19 protein-coding genes are annotated in these 19,754 nt (G+C 69.3%); 8 read left to right on the top strand and 11 right to left on the bottom strand.

Annotation, left to right across the window (positions count from 1 at the left end; translation table 11 throughout):
- Nucleotides 1-32 precede the first annotated feature (32 nt).
- Nucleotides 33-533 (bottom strand): Asp23/Gls24 family envelope stress response protein, encoded by a 501-nt coding sequence (locus SCNRRL3882_RS12975; RefSeq protein ID WP_029181199.1) that lies wholly within the window; start codon nt 531-533, stop codon nt 33-35.
- Nucleotides 534-639: 106 nt separating this feature from the next.
- Nucleotides 640-1,236 carry a TetR/AcrR family transcriptional regulator gene (locus SCNRRL3882_RS12970; protein ID WP_010040295.1) on the bottom strand — a complete coding sequence of 199 codons (597 nt, stop codon included), beginning with the start codon at nt 1,234-1,236 and terminating at the stop codon, nt 640-642.
- A 103-nt stretch (nt 1,237-1,339) separates the two neighbouring features.
- Between SCNRRL3882_RS12970 and SCNRRL3882_RS12965 the strand changes: the two genes are divergently transcribed.
- Entirely contained in the window at nt 1,340-1,603 is a 264-nt protein-coding gene (locus SCNRRL3882_RS12965; protein WP_050810241.1) for a hypothetical protein, read from the top strand.
- A 157-nt stretch (nt 1,604-1,760) separates the two neighbouring features.
- Complete coding sequence (locus tag SCNRRL3882_RS12960; RefSeq protein WP_010040293.1) at nt 1,761-4,895, top strand: ATP-binding protein; 3,135 nt, start codon at nt 1,761-1,763, stop codon at nt 4,893-4,895.
- On the opposite strand, the gene SCNRRL3882_RS12955 is transcribed toward SCNRRL3882_RS12960, so the two are convergent.
- From SCNRRL3882_RS12955 to SCNRRL3882_RS12945, 3 genes are all read right to left on the bottom strand, one after another.
- The gene (locus SCNRRL3882_RS12955) at nt 4,876-5,694 is read right to left on the bottom strand and encodes an ABC transporter permease (protein ID WP_010040292.1); all 819 of its coding nucleotides are present in this window, start codon (nt 5,692-5,694) and stop codon (nt 4,876-4,878) included. The two genes, SCNRRL3882_RS12960 and SCNRRL3882_RS12955, sit on opposite strands and share 20 nt — an antisense overlap.
- Nucleotides 5,691-6,686: an ATP-binding cassette domain-containing protein gene (locus SCNRRL3882_RS12950; RefSeq protein ID WP_010040291.1), complete on the bottom strand. Its 996-nt coding sequence runs from the start codon at nt 6,684-6,686 to the stop codon at nt 5,691-5,693. The genes SCNRRL3882_RS12955 and SCNRRL3882_RS12950 overlap by 4 nt, the downstream gene beginning before the upstream one ends.
- Nucleotides 6,687-6,873: 187 nt before the next feature.
- Complete coding sequence (locus SCNRRL3882_RS12945) at nt 6,874-7,824, bottom strand: DMT family transporter (RefSeq protein ID WP_050810240.1); 951 nt, start codon at nt 7,822-7,824, stop codon at nt 6,874-6,876.
- 81 nt (nt 7,825-7,905) lie between these two features.
- Between SCNRRL3882_RS12945 and SCNRRL3882_RS12940 the strand changes: the two genes are divergently transcribed.
- Nucleotides 7,906-8,871 (top strand): LysR family transcriptional regulator, encoded by a 966-nt coding sequence (locus SCNRRL3882_RS12940; protein WP_010040289.1) that lies wholly within the window; start codon nt 7,906-7,908, stop codon nt 8,869-8,871.
- A gap of 71 nt (nt 8,872-8,942) precedes the next feature.
- Here the strand turns inward: SCNRRL3882_RS12940 and SCNRRL3882_RS12935 are convergent, their stop codons facing one another.
- Nucleotides 8,943-10,439 carry a vanadium-dependent haloperoxidase gene (locus SCNRRL3882_RS12935; protein WP_050810237.1) on the bottom strand — a complete coding sequence of 499 codons (1,497 nt, stop codon included), beginning with the start codon at nt 10,437-10,439 and terminating at the stop codon, nt 8,943-8,945.
- Between the two features lie 467 nt (nt 10,440-10,906).
- Here SCNRRL3882_RS12935 and SCNRRL3882_RS12930 point away from each other — a divergent pair, with 467 nt between their 5' ends.
- Both SCNRRL3882_RS12930 and SCNRRL3882_RS12925 read left to right on the top strand, forming a co-directional pair.
- Nucleotides 10,907-11,110, top strand: a complete 204-nt coding sequence (locus tag SCNRRL3882_RS12930; RefSeq protein WP_010040284.1) for a cold-shock protein — start codon at nt 10,907-10,909, stop codon at nt 11,108-11,110.
- Nucleotides 11,111-11,359: 249 nt separating this feature from the next.
- On the top strand, nt 11,360-11,944 hold the full coding sequence (locus SCNRRL3882_RS12925) for a DinB family protein (RefSeq protein ID WP_010040282.1): 585 nt from the start codon (nt 11,360-11,362) through the stop codon (nt 11,942-11,944).
- A 1,028-nt stretch (nt 11,945-12,972) separates the two neighbouring features.
- Here SCNRRL3882_RS12925 and SCNRRL3882_RS12915 read toward each other — a convergent pair.
- The 5 genes from SCNRRL3882_RS12915 to queC all read right to left on the bottom strand — a co-directional run bounded on the left by SCNRRL3882_RS12915 (nt 12,973) and on the right by queC (nt 16,354).
- A complete protein-coding gene (locus SCNRRL3882_RS12915) occupies nt 12,973-13,488 on the bottom strand; it encodes a VUT family protein (protein ID WP_010040275.1) in 516 nt (171 codons plus the stop codon).
- 398 nt (nt 13,489-13,886) lie between these two features.
- A complete protein-coding gene (locus SCNRRL3882_RS12910; RefSeq protein ID WP_010040268.1) occupies nt 13,887-14,660 on the bottom strand; it encodes a GTP cyclohydrolase I FolE2 in 774 nt (257 codons plus the stop codon).
- A 4-nt stretch (nt 14,661-14,664) separates the two neighbouring features.
- Entirely contained in the window at nt 14,665-15,021 is a 357-nt protein-coding gene (gene queD / locus SCNRRL3882_RS12905) for a 6-carboxytetrahydropterin synthase QueD (protein WP_010040266.1), read from the bottom strand.
- On the bottom strand, nt 15,021-15,656 hold the full coding sequence (gene queE, locus SCNRRL3882_RS12900; protein WP_010040264.1) for a 7-carboxy-7-deazaguanine synthase: 636 nt from the start codon (nt 15,654-15,656) through the stop codon (nt 15,021-15,023). Before queE ends, queD begins: the two co-directional genes overlap by 1 nt.
- 2 nt (nt 15,657-15,658) lie before the next feature.
- The gene (queC, locus tag SCNRRL3882_RS12895) at nt 15,659-16,354 is read right to left on the bottom strand and encodes a 7-cyano-7-deazaguanine synthase QueC (protein ID WP_010040261.1); all 696 of its coding nucleotides are present in this window, start codon (nt 16,352-16,354) and stop codon (nt 15,659-15,661) included.
- Between the two features lie 123 nt (nt 16,355-16,477).
- Between queC and SCNRRL3882_RS12890 the strand changes: the two genes are divergently transcribed.
- From SCNRRL3882_RS12890 to dpdA, 3 genes are read left to right on the top strand one after another with little or no spacing between them, the layout of a single operon-like run.
- Nucleotides 16,478-17,374 (top strand): hypothetical protein, encoded by an 897-nt coding sequence (locus SCNRRL3882_RS12890; RefSeq protein ID WP_010040259.1) that lies wholly within the window; start codon nt 16,478-16,480, stop codon nt 17,372-17,374.
- Nucleotides 17,371-18,504 carry a DGQHR domain-containing protein DpdB gene (gene dbpB, locus SCNRRL3882_RS12885; protein WP_010040258.1) on the top strand — a complete coding sequence of 378 codons (1,134 nt, stop codon included), beginning with the start codon at nt 17,371-17,373 and terminating at the stop codon, nt 18,502-18,504. Before SCNRRL3882_RS12890 ends, dbpB begins: the two co-directional genes overlap by 4 nt.
- A complete protein-coding gene (dpdA, locus tag SCNRRL3882_RS12880) occupies nt 18,501-19,721 on the top strand; it encodes a tRNA-guanine transglycosylase DpdA (RefSeq protein WP_010040257.1) in 1,221 nt (406 codons plus the stop codon). The genes dbpB and dpdA overlap by 4 nt, the downstream gene beginning before the upstream one ends.
- Nucleotides 19,722-19,754: the final 33 nt, after the last annotated feature.

Below are 19,754 nucleotides of genomic sequence, written 5' to 3'. Positions count from 1 at the left end.
TCACACCCCCGCCGCCCACATGGCCTGAAGCCTCAGGCCACGCGCCGCCCCTCCTGCCCGGACTCGCCCTCGTCCTCTTCCTCGTCCGGCAGATGGACATCGTCGACGGCGATGTTGACCTCGACGACCTCCAGCCCGGTCATCCGCTCCACCGCGTTGATGACGTTGGTCCGGACGTCCGCGGCGGTGTCGGCGATGGCGGCGCCGTACTCGACGACCACGTCGAGATCGACGGCGGCCTGGCGCTCACCGACCTCCACCTTCACCCCCTGGGTGACCCCACTGCCCCCACCGGGCACGCGCTGGCGCACGGCCCCGAAGGCCCTGGACATGCCTCCGCCGAGGTTGTGGATCTCCGGGATCTCCCGGGCCGCCATGCCCGCGATCTTCGCCACGACCACGTCCGCGACAGCGGTGCTTCCCCGTGCCTCCGGGGGAGCGGCGCTGTCTCCTCGGCGGCCCTGCTGTGTCGTGCCCCCCTCCTGCCTTCCCGTCCCAGTTGCGGTGTTTCTGCGCTGTGTGGTCTCCGTCATGACCGTCACCTCGTTGATCGGTGCGGGGTATGAGCAGCGTCGTTCCTATCCACCGTAGAACAATGGTGCGTATGGGGCGAAAGTGCTGAAACACCTCAAGGGTCGCTCACTGCACGAGGTGATCGACGTGGCGCTGAAGAACGGCCGAGGCCGTCTCCGGCGAGTGATGCCCCGCGAGGACGTGCACGGTGAGGCCGTCGGCGACGGCGAGGAGCGTATGCGCCTCCTGGGCGGCGTCGAGGTGCGGCGGGATCTCCTCGGTGTCCTGGCCGTATCGGATCAGCCACACGACCAGATCATGGAGCTTGCCGTAGGCCTCATGCAGGACGGCGGCGAGCCTCTCGCTGGCGGGAGCGTGGCTGACGAAGGCCAGCCACACATGCGCCTGAGCCCTCGACTCCTCGTCCAGCAGGGCGAGTTCGGCCAGCGTGTGCGACAGCAGGGTGGACGCGGACTGGGGGGTGGAGGTCGCGGCGATGCGCTGGTTGGCGCGCTCGCTGACGCGTTGTGAGATGTGCTCCAGCGCGAAGAGCAGCATGTCCTCCTTGGTGCGGAAGCACCGCTGCACGGCCCCCATGGACACGTCCGCCTCGGCGGCGACGTCCCGCAGGCTGACGGCCTCCATCCCGGAACGCGCGATCAGGGCGCACACCGCCTCCGCGATCCGCAGCCGCCGCTCCTCGTAATCGACCTGCCTGGGCACGCTTCGCTCCTCCCCCTCTCTTTCCGATGCGCTTGCATCATATCCGCCGACCCGGCACGATGTGATGCGACCGCATCGGAACGACCTGGCGGAGGGCCTCGCCATGCCGAAACAGCAGCTCAAGACCTCGGACACCCACTCAGGCCAGGGCCTGCTCTGGCTCTTCGGCGCCATTCTGGCCATCCAGGGCTTCGGTTCCGCCATCACAGAGGCCGGCTGGAACACGAGCTTCGGCGTCGCAGGCCTCCTCCGAGCAGCCCACATCCCCGAATGGGGCACCCTCCTGGTCGGCTGCGCGGGCACGGCCCTCCTGGCGACGGCCGCACGCCGCCACTACACGAAGAGCCGGGGCCATCGCCGGCCTTGAGCGGCCCGCCGGGACCCGGAAGCCGGCGGAATCGGGCGAGCGGAATCCTTCGTCGGGAACACTGGACGGTGTGATCCCAGCCATGAGGTACGCGTAGCGGCCCGCGCGGAACGAACGCCCCCCCCGAACGCACGGAACAGCTCGATAACCTGACCGCGTGAAGACCGAGTTGACCTTCCTGTCGCGTGTGGCCTACCGCGGCCGGGAGATCACCGCGCCCCGACTGCGCGGGCTGCTCGCGCTCCTCGCAGGCGAGTTGCGCTCCGGTTGCAGCACCGCGCGGCTGGTGGACGGGCTGTGGCGGGACGAGCTGCCGGCCAACCCGGCCAACGCGCTGCGGATCCTGGTCTCCCGGACCCGCTCCCAACTCGGGGCCGACGTCGTCGTCAGCACCCCGACCGGCTACCGGCTGGCGCTGGGTGAGGAGCAGGTCGACAGTTCGGCGGTGGTGCGGTGCGCCGAGGCCGGCGCCCGGCACGCCCGGGCCGGGGATCATGCCGCCGCCCTGGCGAGCGCGGAGGAGGGCCTCGCCTTCTGGGACGCGGCCCCGGACGCCGACGCCGCGCCGGGCGACCCGGTGGCGGAGCTGCGGGCCGAGCGGGCACCGCTCCACGACTCCCTCGTACGCTCCCGCGCGCTCGCGCTCGCCCGGCTGGGGCGGCGGGCCGAGGCCGTGGCACCGCTGACCGAGGTCTTCGCCGGGGCGCCGCGCGACGAGGAAGTGCTGGCCGAGCTGCTGCGCGCCGAGGCGGCCACGGCCGGACCGTCGGCGGCGCTCGCCCGCTATGACGCGTACCGGCGCGAGCTCCGCGACGCTCTCGGCACCGACCCGGGCGCCGGGCTCAAGGCCGTGCATCAGGAGCTGCTGCGGGGTGGGACTCCCGTGGCCCGGTACGGGGTGCCGCACGATCCGAATCCGCTGCTGGGGCGGGACGAGGATCTCGCGGCGGTGGCCGGGTCGTTGCGCTCCTCGCGGCTGGTCTCGATCGTGGGACCCGGCGGTCTCGGCAAGACGCGGCTCGCGTACGCCGTCAGCCGCCAGGCGGAACAGCGGGTGGTGCACTTCGTCTCGCTGGCCGGAGTCGGTACGGACGCGGACGTGGCCGGCGAGGTGGCGTCGGCGCTCGGCGGTGGGGAGGCGCCGCGCGGGGGCGTCGGGGCGTACGGCGGCGGGGCGGATGTGCCCGCCGGAATCGTCGCCGCGCTCGGCGCCGGACCCGCGCTACTGGTGCTGGACAACTGCGAGCAGGTCCTCCGGGGCGCCGCCGACCTGGTACGGGAGCTGGTGGCGAGGTCCCGGGACCTGCGGGTCCTGGTCACCAGCAGGGCCCCGCTGGGGCTGAGCTCGGAAGCGGTGTACCAGCTGCCGCAGCTGAGCCTGGCCACCTCGATCGAGCTGTTCGAGCAGCGGGCCCGGGCCTCGCGCCACGATGTCGAGCTGCCGCCCGACGCGGTGGCGAAGCTGTGCCGGCATCTGGACGGGCTGCCGCTCGCCGTGGAGTTGGCGGCGGCGCGGGTACGGGTGCTGTCCGTACCCGAGATGGCCCGCCGACTCGGCGACCGGTTCGCGCTGTTGCGCGGCGGGGCCCGGGACGCACCCGAGCGGCACCGCACGATGCACGCGGTCGTGGAGTGGAGCTGGAATCTGCTGGACGACGACGCGCGTGCGGCGCTGCGGGCGCTGTCGGTCTTCCCCGGCGGCTTCACCGAAGAGGCGGCGGAACGGCTGCTGGGTGACGGCGGTGACACGCTGTACCTGCTGGAGCAGTTGGTGGACCAGTCGCTGCTGAAGGCCGGCGACACCGCGGCCGGGATCCGCTTCCGCATGCTGGAGACGGTGCGGGAGTTCAGCGCGGCCCGGCGCACGGCGGCCGGGGAGGAGGAGTCGGTCACCGACCGGTTCCTCGGCTGGGCACGGGACTTCGGACTGGCCAACCACGACGCGATGGTCGGCCCCGAGCCGATGCGGCACTGGGCGCGGCTGCGCGCGGAGCAGGACAACCTGGTGCTCGCCCTGCGGTGTGCCCTCGCCCGCCAGGACCACGCCACCACCGCGGCGGCCGGCGCGGTGCTGGCCTGCACCTGGTTCATAGACGCGACGAGCTTCCACCGGGTCCTGACCCTGGCCGCCGACACCGCGGCGCCGCTGTCGCACTACCGCCCCGAGGCCCGGTACGCCGAGGTCACCCGCACCCTCTGCGCCGTCTGCACCGCCGCCCCGTTCCTCGGATACGGCTCGCCCCGGCTGCGCCATCTCGTCACCCTGCGCCGGCTGCCGCCCGCGGAGCCGGACACGCTGCTGAGAGCGCTCGCCGTCGTGCTGTGCTCCCTTCCGGACATGCGCCCGCCCGGTTACGAGGCGCTGCACGAACTGTGCGCGAGCGACGCGCCCTTGGTGGCGGGCGTCGCCGAGTGCGCGGCCAGCTATCTCTGGGAGCACGAGCACCAGCCGGAGCGTGCGCTGTCCTCCGCCCGCCGGCTGCTCGCCGCGGTCGACGCCGTGCCCCACCCGTCGCTCAAGCTGCTCGGCCACTCCCGCTGCGGCGAGCTGTGCGCGGACGCCGGTCTCGGCGAGGAGGCGTACCGGCACCTGCTGGCGGCGCTGGAGGCCTTGGAGCACCTGAGTGACCAGTCGCCCACGACGGGCCTGCACCGCGGTCTGGCACTGGCCTGCCTGCAGCGCGGTGAGCCGGACGAGGCCGAGGAGTGGCTGCGGCGCGTGGAGCGGAGCCAGCCGACGGAACAGACCTCGGCCGTCGCGACCGACCTGGCCGCCTGGGCCGAGATCGCGCTGGCCCGCGGGCTGACCGAGCTGGGTCTCAAGCGGTGGCGGACGGCCGTTCAGCGGCTGCGGTGGCACGACTCGCCGCCCGTCGACCCGGCCATGGACGCGTGGGCGCGGGCGATCGAGGCCTACGCGGTGGCCGCGCACGCGTACGCCGGGCGGCTGGAGCCGGTCGCCGGCCTGGTGGCCGAGTTGGAGGGCCGGCTGCGTACGCTGCTCGCCGACGGCTCCCACCCGGTGGGGGAGATCCCGGTGTCCGGCACCGACGTGCTGGCCCTCGGCCTGGCCCGGCTCGCCGCGGGCGACACCTCGGCGGTGCGGCTGCTGGCGCTGGCGGAGCGGATGTACGTGCCGCAGACCTTCCCCACGATGTCCGCCGACCGTGCCCGGCGGGCCGCCGAGGAGCCCGGCGGGGCGGCGTACGCCGACGCGGTGTCGGAGTACGCCGCCCTGGGGCGGGACGGGCTGATGGAGGCGGCCCGCACACTCATTCCGGGTCGCGGTTGAACTGCGCCGTCGACCAGCGGTAGCCGAGCGCGGTCAGGCCGACGCACCAGGCGATCGCGATCCACCCGTTGTGGCCGATCTCGGTGCCGAGCAGCAGGCCGCGCAGGGTCTCGATGGCCGGGGTGAACGGCTGGTACTCGGCGATCGGCTGGAACCAGCCCGGCATCGTGTCGGCCGGGATGAAGGCGCTGGAGATGAGCGGCAGGAGGATCAGCGGCATGGCCATGTTGCTGGCCGCCTCGGGGTTGGGGCTGGCCATGCCCATCCCGACAGCGATCCAGGTGAGCGCCAGGGCGAACAGCGCGATCAGCCCGAACGCCGCCAGCCACTCCAGGGCCGTGGCGTCCGTGGACCGGAAGCCGATGGCCACGCCGACGGCACCGACGAGGACCACACTGGCGACCGACTGCAGCACGCTGCCGACGACGTGCCCGACCAGCACCGAACCGCGGTAGACCGCCATCGTGCGGAAGCGGGCGATGAGGCCCTCGGTCATGTCCATGGAGACGTACACGGCAGCCCCGATCACGGTGCTGCCGATGGTCATCAGCAGGATGCCCGGGACGACATAGGCGATGTACTCGGAGCGGTCCGCGCCGCCGCCACCGATGCCCGCGCTCATCACGTCGCCGAAGATGTAGACGAAGAGCAGCAGCATCATGATCGGCGTGAGCAGCAGGTTCAGGGTCCCGGACGGGTAGCGCCACGCGTGCAGCAGATTGCGGCGCAGCATCGTGTTCGAGTCGCGGACGGCGAGGGAGATGCGGGTGGGGCGGGCGGGAGCCGGGGGAGTGCTCATCGGACCTTCTCCTCGGTCTGGTTCGGCTGGTTCGGCTCGTTCGGCTGGTTGGGGACGTTGGCGGGGCTGGTCAGGGCGAAGAACACGTCGTCGAGGTCGGGGGTGTGCACGGTCAGCTCGTCCGCCTCGATGCCTGCCGAATCCAGCCAGTCGAGGATGGAGCGCAGCTCGCGCTGGCTGCCGCCGCTGGGGATCTGCAGCGCCAGCGCCTCGTCGTCCCCGGTGACCTCGCGCAGCTCGACGGCGGCGCGCTGGTACGCGGCCGGGTCGGTGAAGCGGAGCCGGACGTGTCCGCCCGGGACGAGCCGCTTCAGCTCCTCGGCGGTGCCCTCGGCGGCGATCTTCCCGTCGTGGAGCACCGCGATCCGGTCGGCGAGCTCGTCGGCCTCCTCCAGGTACTGCGTGGTGAGGAAAACGGTGACGCCGCCCGTCACGAGCTCGCGGATGATCCGCCACATGTTGTGGCGGCTGCGCGGGTCGAGGCCGGTGGTCGGCTCGTCGAGGAAGATGATGCGCGGGCTCCCGACCAGGGTCATGGCGAGATCGAGGCGCCGCTTCATGCCGCCGGAGTAGGTGGAGGCGGGCTTCTTGGCGGCCTCGGTGAGGTCGAAACGCTCCAGCAGCCCGGCGGCCACCCGCCGCCCCTCCCGCTTGGACAGGTGGTTCAGGTCCGCCATGAGAAGCATGTTCTCCTCGCCGGTGATCAGCCCGTCGACGGCGGAGAACTGTCCGGTGACACCGATCGCGGCGCGCACGGCCTGCGGGTCGGCGGCGAGATCATGGCCGCCGACACGGATGTCACCGGCGTCGGCCGTGATGAGGGTGGAGAGGATCTTGACGGCGGTGGTCTTGCCGGCGCCGTTCGGGCCGAGCAGCGAGAAGATCGTGCCCTCGGGCACGTGCAGGTCGATGCCGTCGAGGACCAGCTTGTCCCCGAAGGACTTCCGCAGCCCCGCGGCTGCGATGGCGGATGCGGGGGTCGTTGTCGTCATGCCCCGGAGTCTGCGGGGGGCCGCGTTCAGCGACCTTTCAGCGGGGTTTCACTGGCCGTCGCCCATGGGCAACGCGGTGAAATGACCTGGCCCGCCACCCGGAATGTCCCCCGCTACCGGGTGCCCGCCGCCAGCCCCGCGCCGGGCAGCCCGGTGCGTAGGGCTCGGGCACCCTTGGCGGCCGTGCTCAGGTCGCCGTCGGGCTGGGTTCGGGAGGCACGGCGTCGGCTGCCGTCAGGGCGGGGGTGTTCCGCTTGACGCCGCTGCGGTGGGCACGCTCGATGGCCTGGCCCCAATACGTGCCGGCCACCATGAGCGCCCCGCCGAGGGCGGCCAGAAAGGTGAGCCGTTCGCCGCCGAGGCTGATCCCGACCACCACCGCCCAGATCGGTTCCGTGCCCAGCAGGAGGCTGGCACGGCTCGCGGACGTCTGCTGCACCGCCCACGTCTGGGACAGGAAGGCGAACAGCCCGCAGAAGAGGGCAAGGTAGACCAGCTGGGCCCACGTGGCGGCATCGCTGTGGGCCAACGCGTCCAGGTCGGCCGCGACGGGTGCCAGAAAGAGCGCGGTGCCGACGACGGTCTGGACGGTCGTCAGCTGCAGGGGGCGCAGGGTGCCGCCGACGGAGAGCCGTCCGACGAGGGCCACGTGTCCCGCCCGGACGACCGCGGCGGCGAGCATCAGCAGGTCACCGGTGCGTACGGCGTGCAGTCCGGTGCCGGAGAGCAGGAACCCCACGGCCACGACGCACGAGCCGGCAGCCGCGAAGAACGTCAGGGGCAGCCTGCCGCGGCCACCGGCACGGTCCAGCAGCGGCGTCAGCACGATGGTCAGGCTGATGATCAGGCCCGCGTTGGCGGCGCTGGTGTCCGCCACCCCGTAGGTCTCCAGCACCAGCACCGCCGCTTGCGTTATCCCCAGCAGTGTCCCGGCCCGGATCTCGCGGCGGGTGAAGCGGCGGGGCCCACCCCGGGTGGCAACCAGGGCGAGGGAGCCGATCGCGGAGATGGCATACCGGGCGAACAGCACCACGAGGACCGGCAGGGCGGAGGTGGCCGTCTTCGCCGAGAGGTAGCTGGAACCCCAGACGATCGCAACAAGGAGAAGTACCAGGTCGGTACGGCGGGCATCGCGCATGCGCTCACGGTGCACGGCCAGGAAACTGAAGCCCAGTACCAACTTCTGAAACAATGCTTTAGCAGCCCTACACTGAGCCCCGTGGATGCACGACAGCTGCGGATCCTGCGGGAGCTGAGAGAACTCGGCAGCGTCAGCGCGGTCGCCGAGGCCCTGCTGGTGACGCCCTCGGCGATCTCCCAGCAACTGCGGCTGCTGCAACGTTCGATCCCCGTGCCGCTCACCGAACGCTCCGGACGCCGAGTGGTGCTCACCGAAGCCGGTCAGGCCCTGGCCGACGCCGCGATCGAGGTGGAGACCGCCCTGGCCCGGGCGCGGCATGCCGTCACCGACTACGTGGAGCAGCCGGACGGCGTCGTGTCGGTCGCGGCCTTCCACAGCGGCGCGGCGACGTTCTTCCCCCTGCTGCTGCGCGGACTCGCCGGGCCGGGCAGCCCGCGGCTGGCGCTCGCCGACGAGGACGTCGCCCAGAACCTCTTCCCCCGGCTCACCCGTGGCTACGATCTCGTGCTCGCCCACCGGCTCGACCACGCCCCGGCGTGGCCGCGCACGGTGACCGCCACCACGCTGTTGCGCGAGCCCCTCGACATCGCGGTACCCGTCGGCCATCCGCTGGCCGCACGGCCACGGCTCTCCCCGCAGGACGTGGCCGATCACCCCTGGATCACCGTGCACGACGGATTTCCGCTGATGGCCACCATCGAGGCCATCGCCACCGCCGCTAACCGCCGGCTCGACATCGTCCACCGCGTCAACGAGTTCTCGGTGGTCGCCGAGCTGGTGGCAGCCGGCGGCGGCCTGGCGCTGATGCCCCGCTGGACCGGTCGCCCCCACCCCGCGGTCGTCCTCAAACCGCTCAGCGGTGTCCACACCCACCGCCACATCGACGTGCTGCACCGCCCTGAACGCACCGCACGAAGGGCCGTCCGCACGGTCCTCGCCGAGCTGCACCGGGGCGCCGCGGTGATCCAGAGCCAGGACCTCGGCCCCCGGTCCGGTACTGGGGACCGTGGGGAGCCTGAGAAGCCGCCAGGATCAAACGGCTGACATCCGCACTGCGCTGACCGGCCTGGCGCCGCGGGGAACCGCGGCACCAGGGCCCGCCCGATCCGCAGCGGTCAGACGGCGAGGGTGGTGCCGTCGAAGCGGCTGAGGGTGAAGACCGCGTCCTCCAACGTGGACTCCTTGGCCTCACGCAGGAGGCCGATGGCGATCTCCTCGCCCAGCCGGACGGCCTGGGTGAAGTCGGTGCGCCAGTGCACGCCCGCCATGTTGCGGCCGGTGGCGATGTTGGCGGCGACCTTGTTGAGCTCGCCGCCGACGGTGAGCCGGTCGGCGTCCGGGCCGGTGTACGGCTCCAGTGCCGTGCCGTCCGTGGTGGGCACGACCGGGTCCGCCAGGATGTGCGACTCGTCGAACCATGCCTTGAGGATGGTCACGCACGCCCCGGCGACCGTGGCATGCCCGGAACCGTACGAGGGATGGGCCGGGCTGCCCTCGGGGAACGCCTGCGGCAGCAGGTAGCTGCCGTGCTTCTCGAAGACCCGCTTGACGGCGACGGAGTCCAGCACGCCGGAGTCGATGGGGTACTCGCGCTGCCCGCGCAGCTGCTGGTGCACCCGGCCGCCGAACTCCTCCGGGCGCAGCCGCCGGTGCACGTACCACTTCTGGAACCACACCGCCTTCAGCGCGCGGGTGGCCACCTCCGTCACCAGCGAGAGGAGGTGCGGGCCGCCGTACGTGCCGAAGCCGATCTGGTTGCGGGAGAAGTTGTACGGATTTCCCGCGTCCGCCGGTGCGTTCAGGCCCAGCAGAATGAGCGCGGCGTTGAGGTACGCCTGGTACAGCGCGTCGAAGTGCACGTAGTGTGCCAGGTCGCGCGGGGTCTGGATGTAGCGCCGGGTGGCGAAGTCCCTCTCGTCCGGCTCGGGTTCGGAGCCGTTCTGCACCTCCAGCCAGTCGCCCCAGGTGGTCAGATGGTCCACGGGGCGGACGAGGGTGTCCTGCCGCTGGTCGATCAGCAGCGTGCCGTACGGGATGTCCTTGAGCAGGAACTGCGACAGGTACGGCCCGGCCAGATCGCCCCGGGTGTCCCCCCGGAAGATCGTCTGCGGGGTGACCTGACCGTCCAGCTTCGGCGCCCGGAAGTCCGCCAGCGCGCTCAGTTCACCGGCCGCCTCGGCGACCAGCTCGCTCTCGGTGAACCGGGTGAACAGCACATCCCGGCACAGCGCCATCCAGTACAGCTCGACCGCCTCGGCGGAGTTCTGCGCGCTGTCGATGCGCGGCGCGGGCGGCATGGACAGCGCCTGGGCGTCCGGGCCCTGCGTGTCGAAGGCCAGCCCGGCCTGCGGGTTGGTCAGTTTGCGGGTGTCCGCGAGCGGGATCCGCTCGAAGTCCTCGTAGCTTCCCGTGGCCAGCGCCCGGCGCAGCAGGTGGTACGCGGCCGGGTCGACCTCGCCGAACTTGTTGTGCGGTAGCGCCTTGGAGTAGTTCGCGACGTAGGGGTGGTCGGTCTCCTCCCCGTTTGCGGCGTGCACCGGTACGTGGCGCTGGAACGCTGCCTCGGCGGCGCGGACCCGCGCGTCACGCGCGGCAAAACGACGATCACTCATTCGAATACCCCCGTATTCCCCCATGAGTGTGCGTGGCATCGCACTCGTCTCCTGAGACACCGGGCGCCCAGGGCTGGTTGCGCCAGAAACGGCAGTCGGCGACTTCTGCACATGTGTGAGACGAGATTCCCCCTTGGGCGGTGCACACCGCGAATGTCGACTTGATCGAGGTGTCCGACGAGGCGGGAGCAGCGCGGTGGCAGATGACCGGATCACCTGCGTCAGGCATTCGCCGCTGCCGGAATGCATGTGCCGGCGTTGACAGTCCGGCGTTGACATTCCGGCGTTGTCAGTAGCGGCTGCCGCCAGGCCGGGATAGCGTGGAGATCCAGCAGTCGTGGTTCCGAAGTCCCGTTCGCCCGTGATCGCCATCACGGGCGTTCCTGCTTTCAGCGCCTCTCCGGACCAGGGCGATCACCTCCTGGGCGCGCAGGGCGCGGGCCCGGTTCCCCGCGAAGGAGACAGTCATGGCCAAGGGCACTGTCAAGTGGTTCAACAGCGAGAAGGGCTTCGGCTTCATCGAGCAGGAGGGCGGCGGCCCCGACGTCTTCGCCCACTACTCCAACATCGCTGCCCAGGGTTATCGCGAGCTGCAGGAGGGGCAGAAGGTGGAGTTCGACGTCACCCAGGGCCAGAAGGGCCCGCAGGCGGAGAACATCCGCCCCGCCTGACGCGCCGCCCCGGCGAGGCCCGGCTTCCCGACGGCGGGACGCCGGGCCTTACCGCCTGCCCCGGGTGGTTGGCAGGGGCCAGACGAAACGCCCCCTCCGACACCGGCCCGGCGAGCGTGAGGGCGTGGTGCGGGCGTGGTTCGCGGTTAGTCGACGGGCCACCGCGACGTCGAGCTGGGCCACCCCGGCGGCGGCACCCCACGTAAGGGATCTTGAGGCCACGAGCAGCCCATGGCAGGCTCACGCCGCATGATCGATGAATTCGCCAAAGACAACCTGCACGGGAGACTGCGGCGGGACCGCGAGGCGCTGCTCTGGAAACTCGACGGCCTGTCCGAATACGACGCCCGCCGACCTTTGACCGCGACCGGGACCAACCTCCTCGGCCTGGTCAAACACGTGGCCACCGTCGAGGCCAGATACTTCGGCGAGGTCTTCGACCGTCCTTCCCCGGAGCCGCTGCCCCGATGGCAGGACTACAGCGGCAGCGATCTGTGGGCGACCGAGGACGAGACCCGCGATCAGATCATCGGGTTCTACCGGCGCACATGGGAACACTCGGACGCGACGATCAACGAGCTTCCCCTCGACGCCCCCGGCCACGTGCCGTGGTGGCCGGAGCCTTATCCCAACACGAACCTGTTCGCCGTCATGGTCCATGTCCTCAGCGAATCCGTCCGGCATACCGGGCACGCCGACATCCTGCGCGAGGGCCTCGACGGCCGGACCGGGCTGCGCGCCGAACACGAGACGCAGATCGACGAGGAAGCCCGTGCGGCCTACTGCGCGAAGATCGAGCAGGCCGCCAGGTCGGCCGCACCCCTCAAGGCTTAGAGGCTGCCTGACGTGACTTGATGTGCGTGCGGCATGACGCCGGTCGTGGGCGCTGATCCATCGAACGCAAGGTGGTGGGATCGCTCTTGTGGCGAGCGGGCCGTGTGCACGGCAGTGGTGTACGCGCTCACCAGCGGCTGTGCCTGGCGGCCTCTGCCGCAGACGTCCGGCACGTGCGCGTCCGGGGTGGGCCGCTGAGCGGTGCTGCGCTTCGTCCCCTTGCTCTAGCCCGGGCGGGCGTCGCTGCCGTGGTGGCGACTCCGCCTCGGTTGCCTGCCCACCCGATCGCCGGCGAGAGCGAGTAGGTCCCTGGCTGGGCCCTGCGTCGTGAGTGTGTCGGAGGTGTGTCGCGAACACTGAGAGACAACGAGAGAGGGCGGGAGTCAGTGACACTGACTCCCGCCCTCTTCGGTCGGCATCCGCCCTGGTCAGCGCTTGCTTCGCGCTGGCTAGATGGCGAGTGCCCCCGGCAGGATTCGAACCTGCGCACACGGCTCCGGAGGGCGCATCATGCTCCTACGTTTACGCAGGTCACGGGTTGATGATCGGCCACTGGAGCGCGACCCGTCCACAGGTAGTCCACGACGGTCAAAGAGGCTGCGAGGTAGAGCCCACGTCGTATCGGATGCGTCCCGGACCCGCGTGGCGCGAACGGTGACCGTAGTTGAATACCGTCCACCGCCTTCCGTAGCCCGGCCGTCGTCTACCGGGTGCAGTCGGCGGCCAGAGACTACGGCCGGGCTTCGAGGGGCCGTCTGGGCTTCCACCCAGTGTGCCGGGGCAGAGGCGGCAAGCAGAATCCGTGTCACTCCAGGGCATGACGGTGCCCCCAGAAGGCACGGTTGCGAGGCGGTGAGACCGGGGTCCAGCAGTGCGTGGACTTGACGGGTGGCCAGATGCGGTAGTTCGCCGCCGAACAGGGGTGCTGAGGGCGTACCCCGCCAAGCGGCCGCTTGAGTCCTGCCCAAGGCCTGAGCAAAGGCGATTGCGGTGCGGTTTCCTGCCATGCGTGGATGGCAGGCTGACCTTCAGGCGATAACGCGGTAACGGCGGCGCAGTAGCGCCAGGACTATGACGGCCGCGAGGGTCATCCACGTTTTGCCGAGGATTTGTCCAGGCAGGTAATTGAGGGAGCCGAAGGCGAGGTGGAGGAACAGGAGGCTGTCGACGAGAAGCCCGACGGCGTTCGAGGCGAGTATCGCAACCAGAAGTCCTCGGCGGCGCAGAGGTTCGTAGACGACGAAGTCCATGGTTTCGGCGACGGCGAAGGCAACCGCTGAGGCAGTGGCGGGGCTGGGGTCCGCGAGAAGGTAGGAGAGGACGGTGCCGATGGCTATGGCGGCGAGGATGGCGCCACGGCCGGTCGCCTCGCGTGCAAGGTCGCGGAGGACGAGCGCCAGGCCGACGAAGTAGACGCCGGCGGGCGCCACGTAACCGAGGCCGACCGGTACCGCGCCGAAGTGGGTGACGGCCAAGTTGGCGGCCGGGATGGTGGCGATGTACGCGATGACTGTGGCAATACCGGCAGGAGCGGGGGTCTTCACGATCTACTTTCTGTTCTCGGTGGTGGGTTGCTGCGCTCGGCTCCAGTGGCGGATGGGCGGTGGGACGAACGTGCAGACAGTACAGCGCACGACACTGAACATCCTTAAGGCGTCGGTCCGCGCTGCAGTGCTGAGAGAAGTGCCTGCTGCCGGGGGCGAGTAAGGTCCCGGTGGGTTTAGGCGATGCCGCGCTGAGGGCCTCGGGTGGGCCCCTGAATGGCGAACGCGCTAGTCAGCGGCGCGGGCGCCGACCCGCTGTACGGGCCCACGTGGCGCGTGCATAGGCGCCAGTGGACGCTTCCCGCGGGCTCGGGCAAAGCCGTGCACCTTGCCGCCGCAGGCACAGCGTAGGGAAGGGGTTGGCACCCCCCTTTCCGACCCAGGGCGTGTGAGGGGATTCAACCGGTGTAGGTCAGGCTGGCGATGGCGTCGTGGCTGTGAATACTTTCCAGATTCTTAGCCCGGATCGCATGTTTCAGCCCCTTTTCGCGACATGCAAGGCTTATGTCGCGGATGATGTCTTCGACGAAGACGGGATGGTCGTAGGCCTGCATGGTGACGACGCGTTCGTCGGGCCGCTTGATGAGGGGGAGGACAGGGGCGGAGCCGACGCTGCGCAGCAGGTCGACGATTTCGTGGACCGCCAGGGGGTAGGGCGCGTCGGCGGTCCCGGTGACAGTGAGGGTGACCTCGCTGCGCTGGTTGTGGGCGCCGTAGTCGGAGATGGCCTTGGAGCACGGGCACAGACTGGTGACGTCGGTGGTCACCGTGGTGGCGACGGTGCAGGTGTCGGGGGTGATGTAACCGGTGATGGTGACGTCGTGGGTTTGCCACGACTTCCGCTTACTGGCGGGTGCGGTCACGGTCGTGGCGATGGGCAGGGACAACGTCACGGCCAGGCTGGGGGCTTCGAGCAGGGCGAGCCCTCGTTTGAGGGCGATGGGCAAGTCCTGCGGGGCGAGGGTGGCCACTTCCTGATGCACCAGGGCGATCATGCGGCTCATGTGGGTGCCGCGTCGGTCGGCCTGCAGGCCGACGGTGACACTGATGTCGGCGATGCCATGCTGGCACGTGTGACCGTCATCGAACGTGACGGGATAGCGCAAGCCGCTGATCCCTACTTCGTCGATGGCGATGCCGCGGGAGTCGGCCTCGTTCTGGATGTCGTGCATGCCGCTACTCACCTCGGTAGGTGCAACCGGAGGTGCAGGTCTCGCGCACGGTGATCGCCGACAGGCCGGGAAGCTCGGTGACCATCCGGTCCCAGATCCAGCGGGCCAGGTTCTCACTCGTGGGGTTGTCGAGGCCTTCGATATCGTTCAGGTAGTAATGGTCGAGTTGTGCATCAATGGGCTTAAAAGCCTGTTTGATGTCGCCGAAGTCCATCACCCAGCCCGCCTCCGGCTCAACAGGTGCCTCCACGTGCACGGTGACCTTGTAGGAGTGGCCGTGCAGGCGGGCGCACTTGTGACCCTCGGGCACGCGCGGCAGGCGGTGGGCCGCTTCGAAGGTGAACTCGCGAAAGATTTCCATTACTGAATTCCCAGATACTTGTGCGTCTGGAGGGAGAGCGTCCAGCGCGGGTTCTTCATGCAGTACTCGACGGCGGCACGGGTGTGGGCCTCGCGGTCGGCGTCATCCAGCGGCTGTAGGCGGAAGTGGCGAAAGTCGAGATGTTCGAACTGGGCGGGGTCGCCACCGGCCTGCGGGTAGACCAGTTTGAGCTCGTCGCCGCTGGTGAGGACCAGGGTGGAGCCGATCTTCGGGCTCACACACAGCCAGTCGATACCGCGGGGAGCGGGCCGGGTGCCGTTGGTTTCCACCGCGATCTCGAAGCCGCGGCCGTGCAGGGCCTCGATGGCGGCCTCGTCCAACTGCAGCAGGGGCTCTCCGCCGGTGCACACCACGAACCGGTGCGCACGGTCGGTGGTGGGCCAGGCGGCTTCGACGGCGTCGGCCAGCTCCTCGGCGGTGCGAAAGCGACCGCCGCCTTCGCCGTCGGTGCCCACGAAATCCGTGTCGCAGAACTGGCAGATCGCGCGGGCGCGATCCTGTTCACGGCCGGTCCACAGGTTGCAGCGGGAAAACCGGCAAAACACCGCCGGGCGGCCGGCGTGGCCGCCTTCGCCCTGCAGCGTGTAGAAGATTTCCTTGATCAGGTAGGTCATGCTCAGGCGCTCTGGTACCGGACGGGGTCGGTGACGCCGGCTTCGGCGAACCCCTTCAGACGCAGCAGGCAGGTGTCGCACTTGCCGCAGGCCCGGCCCTGCTCGTCGGGGTCGTAGCAGGAGGAGGTCAGGGAGTAGTCCACGCCCAGGCGCAGGCCCTCGCGGACGATGTCGGCCTTGGAGAGAGCGATCAGGGGGGAGTGCAGCGTGATCTTGGAGGTGCCCTCGACGCCGGCCTTGGTCGCCAGGTTGGCCATGGTGGCGAACGCCTCCATGTACTCGGGGCGGCAGTCGGGGTAGCCGCTGTAGTCCACGGCCGTGACCCCGGTGAAGATGTCGCTGGCGCCGACCGTCTCGGCAAACGCGAGCGCGAAGGACAAAAAGATCGTGTTGCGGGCCGGCACATAGGTGATCGGTACCCCCGCCTCTTCCACGTCCGCGAGCGACTCGTGCTTGGGCACTTCGATGTCGGCCGTCAGAGCAGAGCCGCCGAAGACCCGCAGATCGATGTCGGCGATGACGTGCCGGGCCACGCCCTGGGCCTGGGCGACCCGCTGGGCCGCCTCCAACTCGATGGAGTGCCGCTGCCCGTAGCGGAAGCTGAGCGCGTAGGGAGTGAATCCCTGGTCCTTGGCGATGGCCAGCACCGTGGTCGAGTCCAGGCCGCCGCTCAGCAACACGATCGCGGGACGGTCCATGCTGTCACTCCCTTATCTGAGGTCCAGTTGCCTCCGTTGAGGCAGTGGCAGACTACCGTCTTAACTACCGGCTACAGTAACCACAACAAGATACGAGTTACGGAAGCTAGAGGTCGAACCGCAGTGAACGAGTTGCCCATCGTGGTCACGTGCACGGACCGGAAGACCTCGCCCCCCGAGGCCCCACTGCAGGCCCGCGCCCTGCCCAAGACGGACCTCGCGGAGCGGGCCGTGGAATGGGCTCGCCGCCTGCACGCCGCGCCAGGACCGCGCATCGCGCTGGAGGACCTGTATCAGGGAGACCAGTGGCGGCGCGCCCAAGTTCTCACAAAAGCCGCATCTCGGGCCGGTTTTGTTCCCCGTCTCTACGTGGCCTCGGCCGGTCTGGGCCTGCGACCAGTCTCCAGCCTCGCACCCTCCTACGCGGCGACTTTCCTGCCCCGACATGCAGATTCCGTGGCTTCCTCCAGCGCGCAGGCCGCTGACTGGTGGGACCATCTGCAACGCTTGGACGCCAGTTGTCAGCTGCCCCAGATCGCAGCCGCTGCCGGCCGGGCGCTGGTGGTGCTGTCCGAGACCTACGCAGGGGCCATGCACCGTGACCTTGCCGCGCTGGCGGCCACGGGAGCCGAGGTGGTGCTGGTCGGGGGCGCCTGCGAGCTGGACGGCATCGTGCGCGTGCCGGCCAACGCCGCCCTGCGCCACGCCCTGGGCGGCACCCGCACCAGCTTGAACGTCCGCATGGCGGCCTCCTGGCTTGAGCGCTGCACGCCCGGCCACCTCATCACCTCCAGCGCACAGCAGCGTTGGAGAGACTGGGTCGATCAGGTCGCCCGCCCCGAACGCTACGAGCGCCGGCCGATGACGGACGAAGCCGTGATCGACTTCATCGAGCAGTCGAAGGACAGTCACCCCGGCTACTCCCGCACCCGCCTGCTGCGCCTGCTGCGAGACCAGGGAATGGCCTGTGAACAAAAGCGCTTCGCGGACCTGTACACAGCAACGATTGGCCCCCGATGACCTCCCTTGTGCTTAAACGCCGGGCCCTGCGGATCGAGCAGCACCCCACGATCCCCCTGTACGTGTTCACCCTGGCGGCCGAGGAGGTACGCCAAGTCGCCGACGTGGCACGCATCTCGAGGGACGAGGCCGGCAAACTGATCGGCTACCAACGCCCCGAAAAAAAGCAGCACGTGAAGCAGATCCTCGAGTACCTCGACGGCGAGGAGGTCCTGTTTCCCAACGGGCTGATCATGGCGCTGCCCTCCAGCGTGCGGTTCAAGTCCAGCCCGGGCCCTGGCAGCAGCGACGGCCTGTGCACCTCGGGCACGCTGGAAATTCCCCTGCCCGACGCCCCCGAGGCCCCCCGGCCGGCCTGGATCGTCGACGGCCAGCAGCGCAGCCTCGCCCTGGCCCGCACCCGCAACACCCGCCTGGCCGTGACCATCGCCGGGTTCGTCGCCGAAGATTTGGAAACCCAACGCGACCAGTTCCTGCGCGTGAACACGGTCTCCCCGCTGCCCACCAACCTGGTCACCGAACTCCTCCCGGAAGTCGGCACCCTGCTGCCGACCAAGCTATCCGCCCGCAAACTCCCCTCCGTCCTGGTCGAGGCCCTCAACCACGACAAAGACTCACCCTTTCGGGGCCTGGTGCGCCGCCCCTCCACCACGGCCGAACAGAAGGCGGACGCCGTCGTCACGGACAACAGCCTCACCACCGCGATTCAGGAATCCCTCAACTCTCCTTCAGGCGCCTTCTTTCCCTACAAGAACCTGTCCAACGGCACGGTCGACACCGCCACCATTCGCCAGATCCTCGTCGTCTACTGGACCGCGGTGCGTGACACCTTCCCCGACGCATGGGGCCTGCCGGCGACCCGGTCCCGGCTGATGCACGGCGTGGGCATCCGCTCCATGGGACGTCTGATGGACCGCGTCATGATGGCCATCGACCCCGCCTCACCCCATGCCGTGGAGTTGGCGCGGGCGGAACTCGCCCTGATCGCTCCGCACTGCCGCTGGACCCAGGGACGCTGGCCCGACCTGAACACCCCCTGGAACGAACTCCAAAACAACCCCCGCCACATCAGCACCCTGTCGAACTATCTTCTCCGTATCTATGTGCAGGAAAAGGCAAAAGCCGCGTGAAATTCTATTTCCCTGACAGCCAGGACCTGGTGAGCCCCACTTACGACTTCATCAACGACGAGTACTCGCCCTACCGAGTCCGTCAGCGCGATGACGTCTACGCCCACCAGGCCGTGACGCCGATTCCGTATGACGGGATCCTCGTCAGCAAGGCGGTTGTCGACGGATCTATGAAGGGCGCAGGAAAATACTCCGCCCCGCAGCGCGAGCGCCTCTACCGCCTGGGCGTGAGGAACTTCTTCCGCCTCCCCGACACCTGCTCCACCATCGGCGACTGCGGCGCCTTCAACTACATCGACGAAGAACGCCCCCCGTACGAAGTCGACGAAGTCATCGACTTCTATGGCCGTTGCGGATTCGACGCCGGCATCAGCATCGACCACATCATCTTCGGCTACATCCCCCAAGAATCCGATACGGAACCCGAAGCGGCTTGGGTGGAACGCCAGCAGATCTCCCTCGAACTTGCCGAAAACTTCCTCGCCGCCACAAAAAAACACGGCGCCCGCTTCCAACCCGTCGGCGCCGCCCAGGGATGGGGACCCGACAGCTACGCCCATTCCGTCGCCCAACTACAGAAAATGGGATACCGGCGCATCGCCCTCGGCGGAATGGTCCCCCTCAAGTCCCACGAGATCCTCGCCTGCCTGCGCGCCATCGACGCCGTACGCAACCACGACACCGAACTCCACCTGCTCGGCATCAACCGCGTCGACAGCATGGAACAGTTCGCCCGCCACGGCGTGGCCAGCTTCGACAGCACCAGCGCCTTCCGCCAGGCCTTCATGGACGACCGCAACAACTACCACACTGCTACCGACTCCTACACCGCCATCCGCGTCCCCCAAGTCGACGGCAACCCCGCCCTCAAACGCCTCATCCTCTCCGGCCACGTCTCCCAAGCCGAAGCCATCATCGCCGAACGAGACTGCCTGCGCGCCCTCCGCGCATTCGACCAAGAAGAAACAGCACTCGAAGAAGTAATGAGTGCCCTCGCCACCTACGAAAACCTCGTCCTCGGCTCGAAAAAGAAAAGCTACCTCGAGTACTACGAGCGCACCCTCAGTGATGCACCCTGGCGCACCTGCCTCTGCGCCCTGTGTAAAAAGCACGGAATCGAAATCGCCATATTCCGCGGCAGTGAACGCAACAAGCGCCGCGGATTCCACAATCTCACCGTGCTCGAGGCGAAGATGAGACAACTCACCTTCGGATAGACTTCACCGCCACCCAGCTTTTCTTAAAAATCC

Source organism: Streptomyces chartreusis NRRL 3882 (genome assembly GCF_900236475.1).
Classification (GTDB): domain Bacteria; phylum Actinomycetota; class Actinomycetes; order Streptomycetales; family Streptomycetaceae; genus Streptomyces; species Streptomyces chartreusis_D.
The sequence above is the reverse complement of the archived record's forward strand: the minus strand, read 5'-3'. Positions and strand labels throughout refer to the sequence as shown.

What these genes read in the sequence shown, in the direction of transcription:
- SCNRRL3882_RS12950 (WP_010040291.1), bottom strand. Translation starts at nt 6,686, where the DNA reads ATGACGACAACGACCCCCGCATCCGCCATCGCAGCCGCGGGGCTGCGG.
- SCNRRL3882_RS12965 (WP_050810241.1), top strand. Translation starts at nt 1,340, where the DNA reads ATGCCGAAACAGCAGCTCAAGACCTCGGACACCCACTCAGGCCAGGGC.
- SCNRRL3882_RS12945 (WP_050810240.1), bottom strand. Translation starts at nt 7,824, where the DNA reads ATGCGCGATGCCCGCCGTACCGACCTGGTACTTCTCCTTGTTGCGATC.
- SCNRRL3882_RS12955 (WP_010040292.1), bottom strand. Translation starts at nt 5,694, where the DNA reads ATGAGCACTCCCCCGGCTCCCGCCCGCCCCACCCGCATCTCCCTCGCC.
- SCNRRL3882_RS12935 (WP_050810237.1), bottom strand. Translation starts at nt 10,439, where the DNA reads ATGAGTGATCGTCGTTTTGCCGCGCGTGACGCGCGGGTCCGCGCCGCC.
- SCNRRL3882_RS12975 (WP_029181199.1), bottom strand. Translation starts at nt 533, where the DNA reads ATGACGGAGACCACACAGCGCAGAAACACCGCAACTGGGACGGGAAGG.
- queD (WP_010040266.1), bottom strand. Translation starts at nt 15,021, where the DNA reads ATGGAAATCTTTCGCGAGTTCACCTTCGAAGCGGCCCACCGCCTGCCG.
- queC (WP_010040261.1), bottom strand. Translation starts at nt 16,354, where the DNA reads ATGGACCGTCCCGCGATCGTGTTGCTGAGCGGCGGCCTGGACTCGACC.
- SCNRRL3882_RS12925 (WP_010040282.1), top strand. Translation starts at nt 11,360, where the DNA reads ATGATCGATGAATTCGCCAAAGACAACCTGCACGGGAGACTGCGGCGG.
- SCNRRL3882_RS12930 (WP_010040284.1), top strand. Translation starts at nt 10,907, where the DNA reads ATGGCCAAGGGCACTGTCAAGTGGTTCAACAGCGAGAAGGGCTTCGGC.
- queE (WP_010040264.1), bottom strand. Translation starts at nt 15,656, where the DNA reads ATGACCTACCTGATCAAGGAAATCTTCTACACGCTGCAGGGCGAAGGC.
- SCNRRL3882_RS12910 (WP_010040268.1), bottom strand. Translation starts at nt 14,660, where the DNA reads ATGCACGACATCCAGAACGAGGCCGACTCCCGCGGCATCGCCATCGAC.
- dbpB (WP_010040258.1), top strand. Translation starts at nt 17,371, where the DNA reads ATGACCTCCCTTGTGCTTAAACGCCGGGCCCTGCGGATCGAGCAGCAC.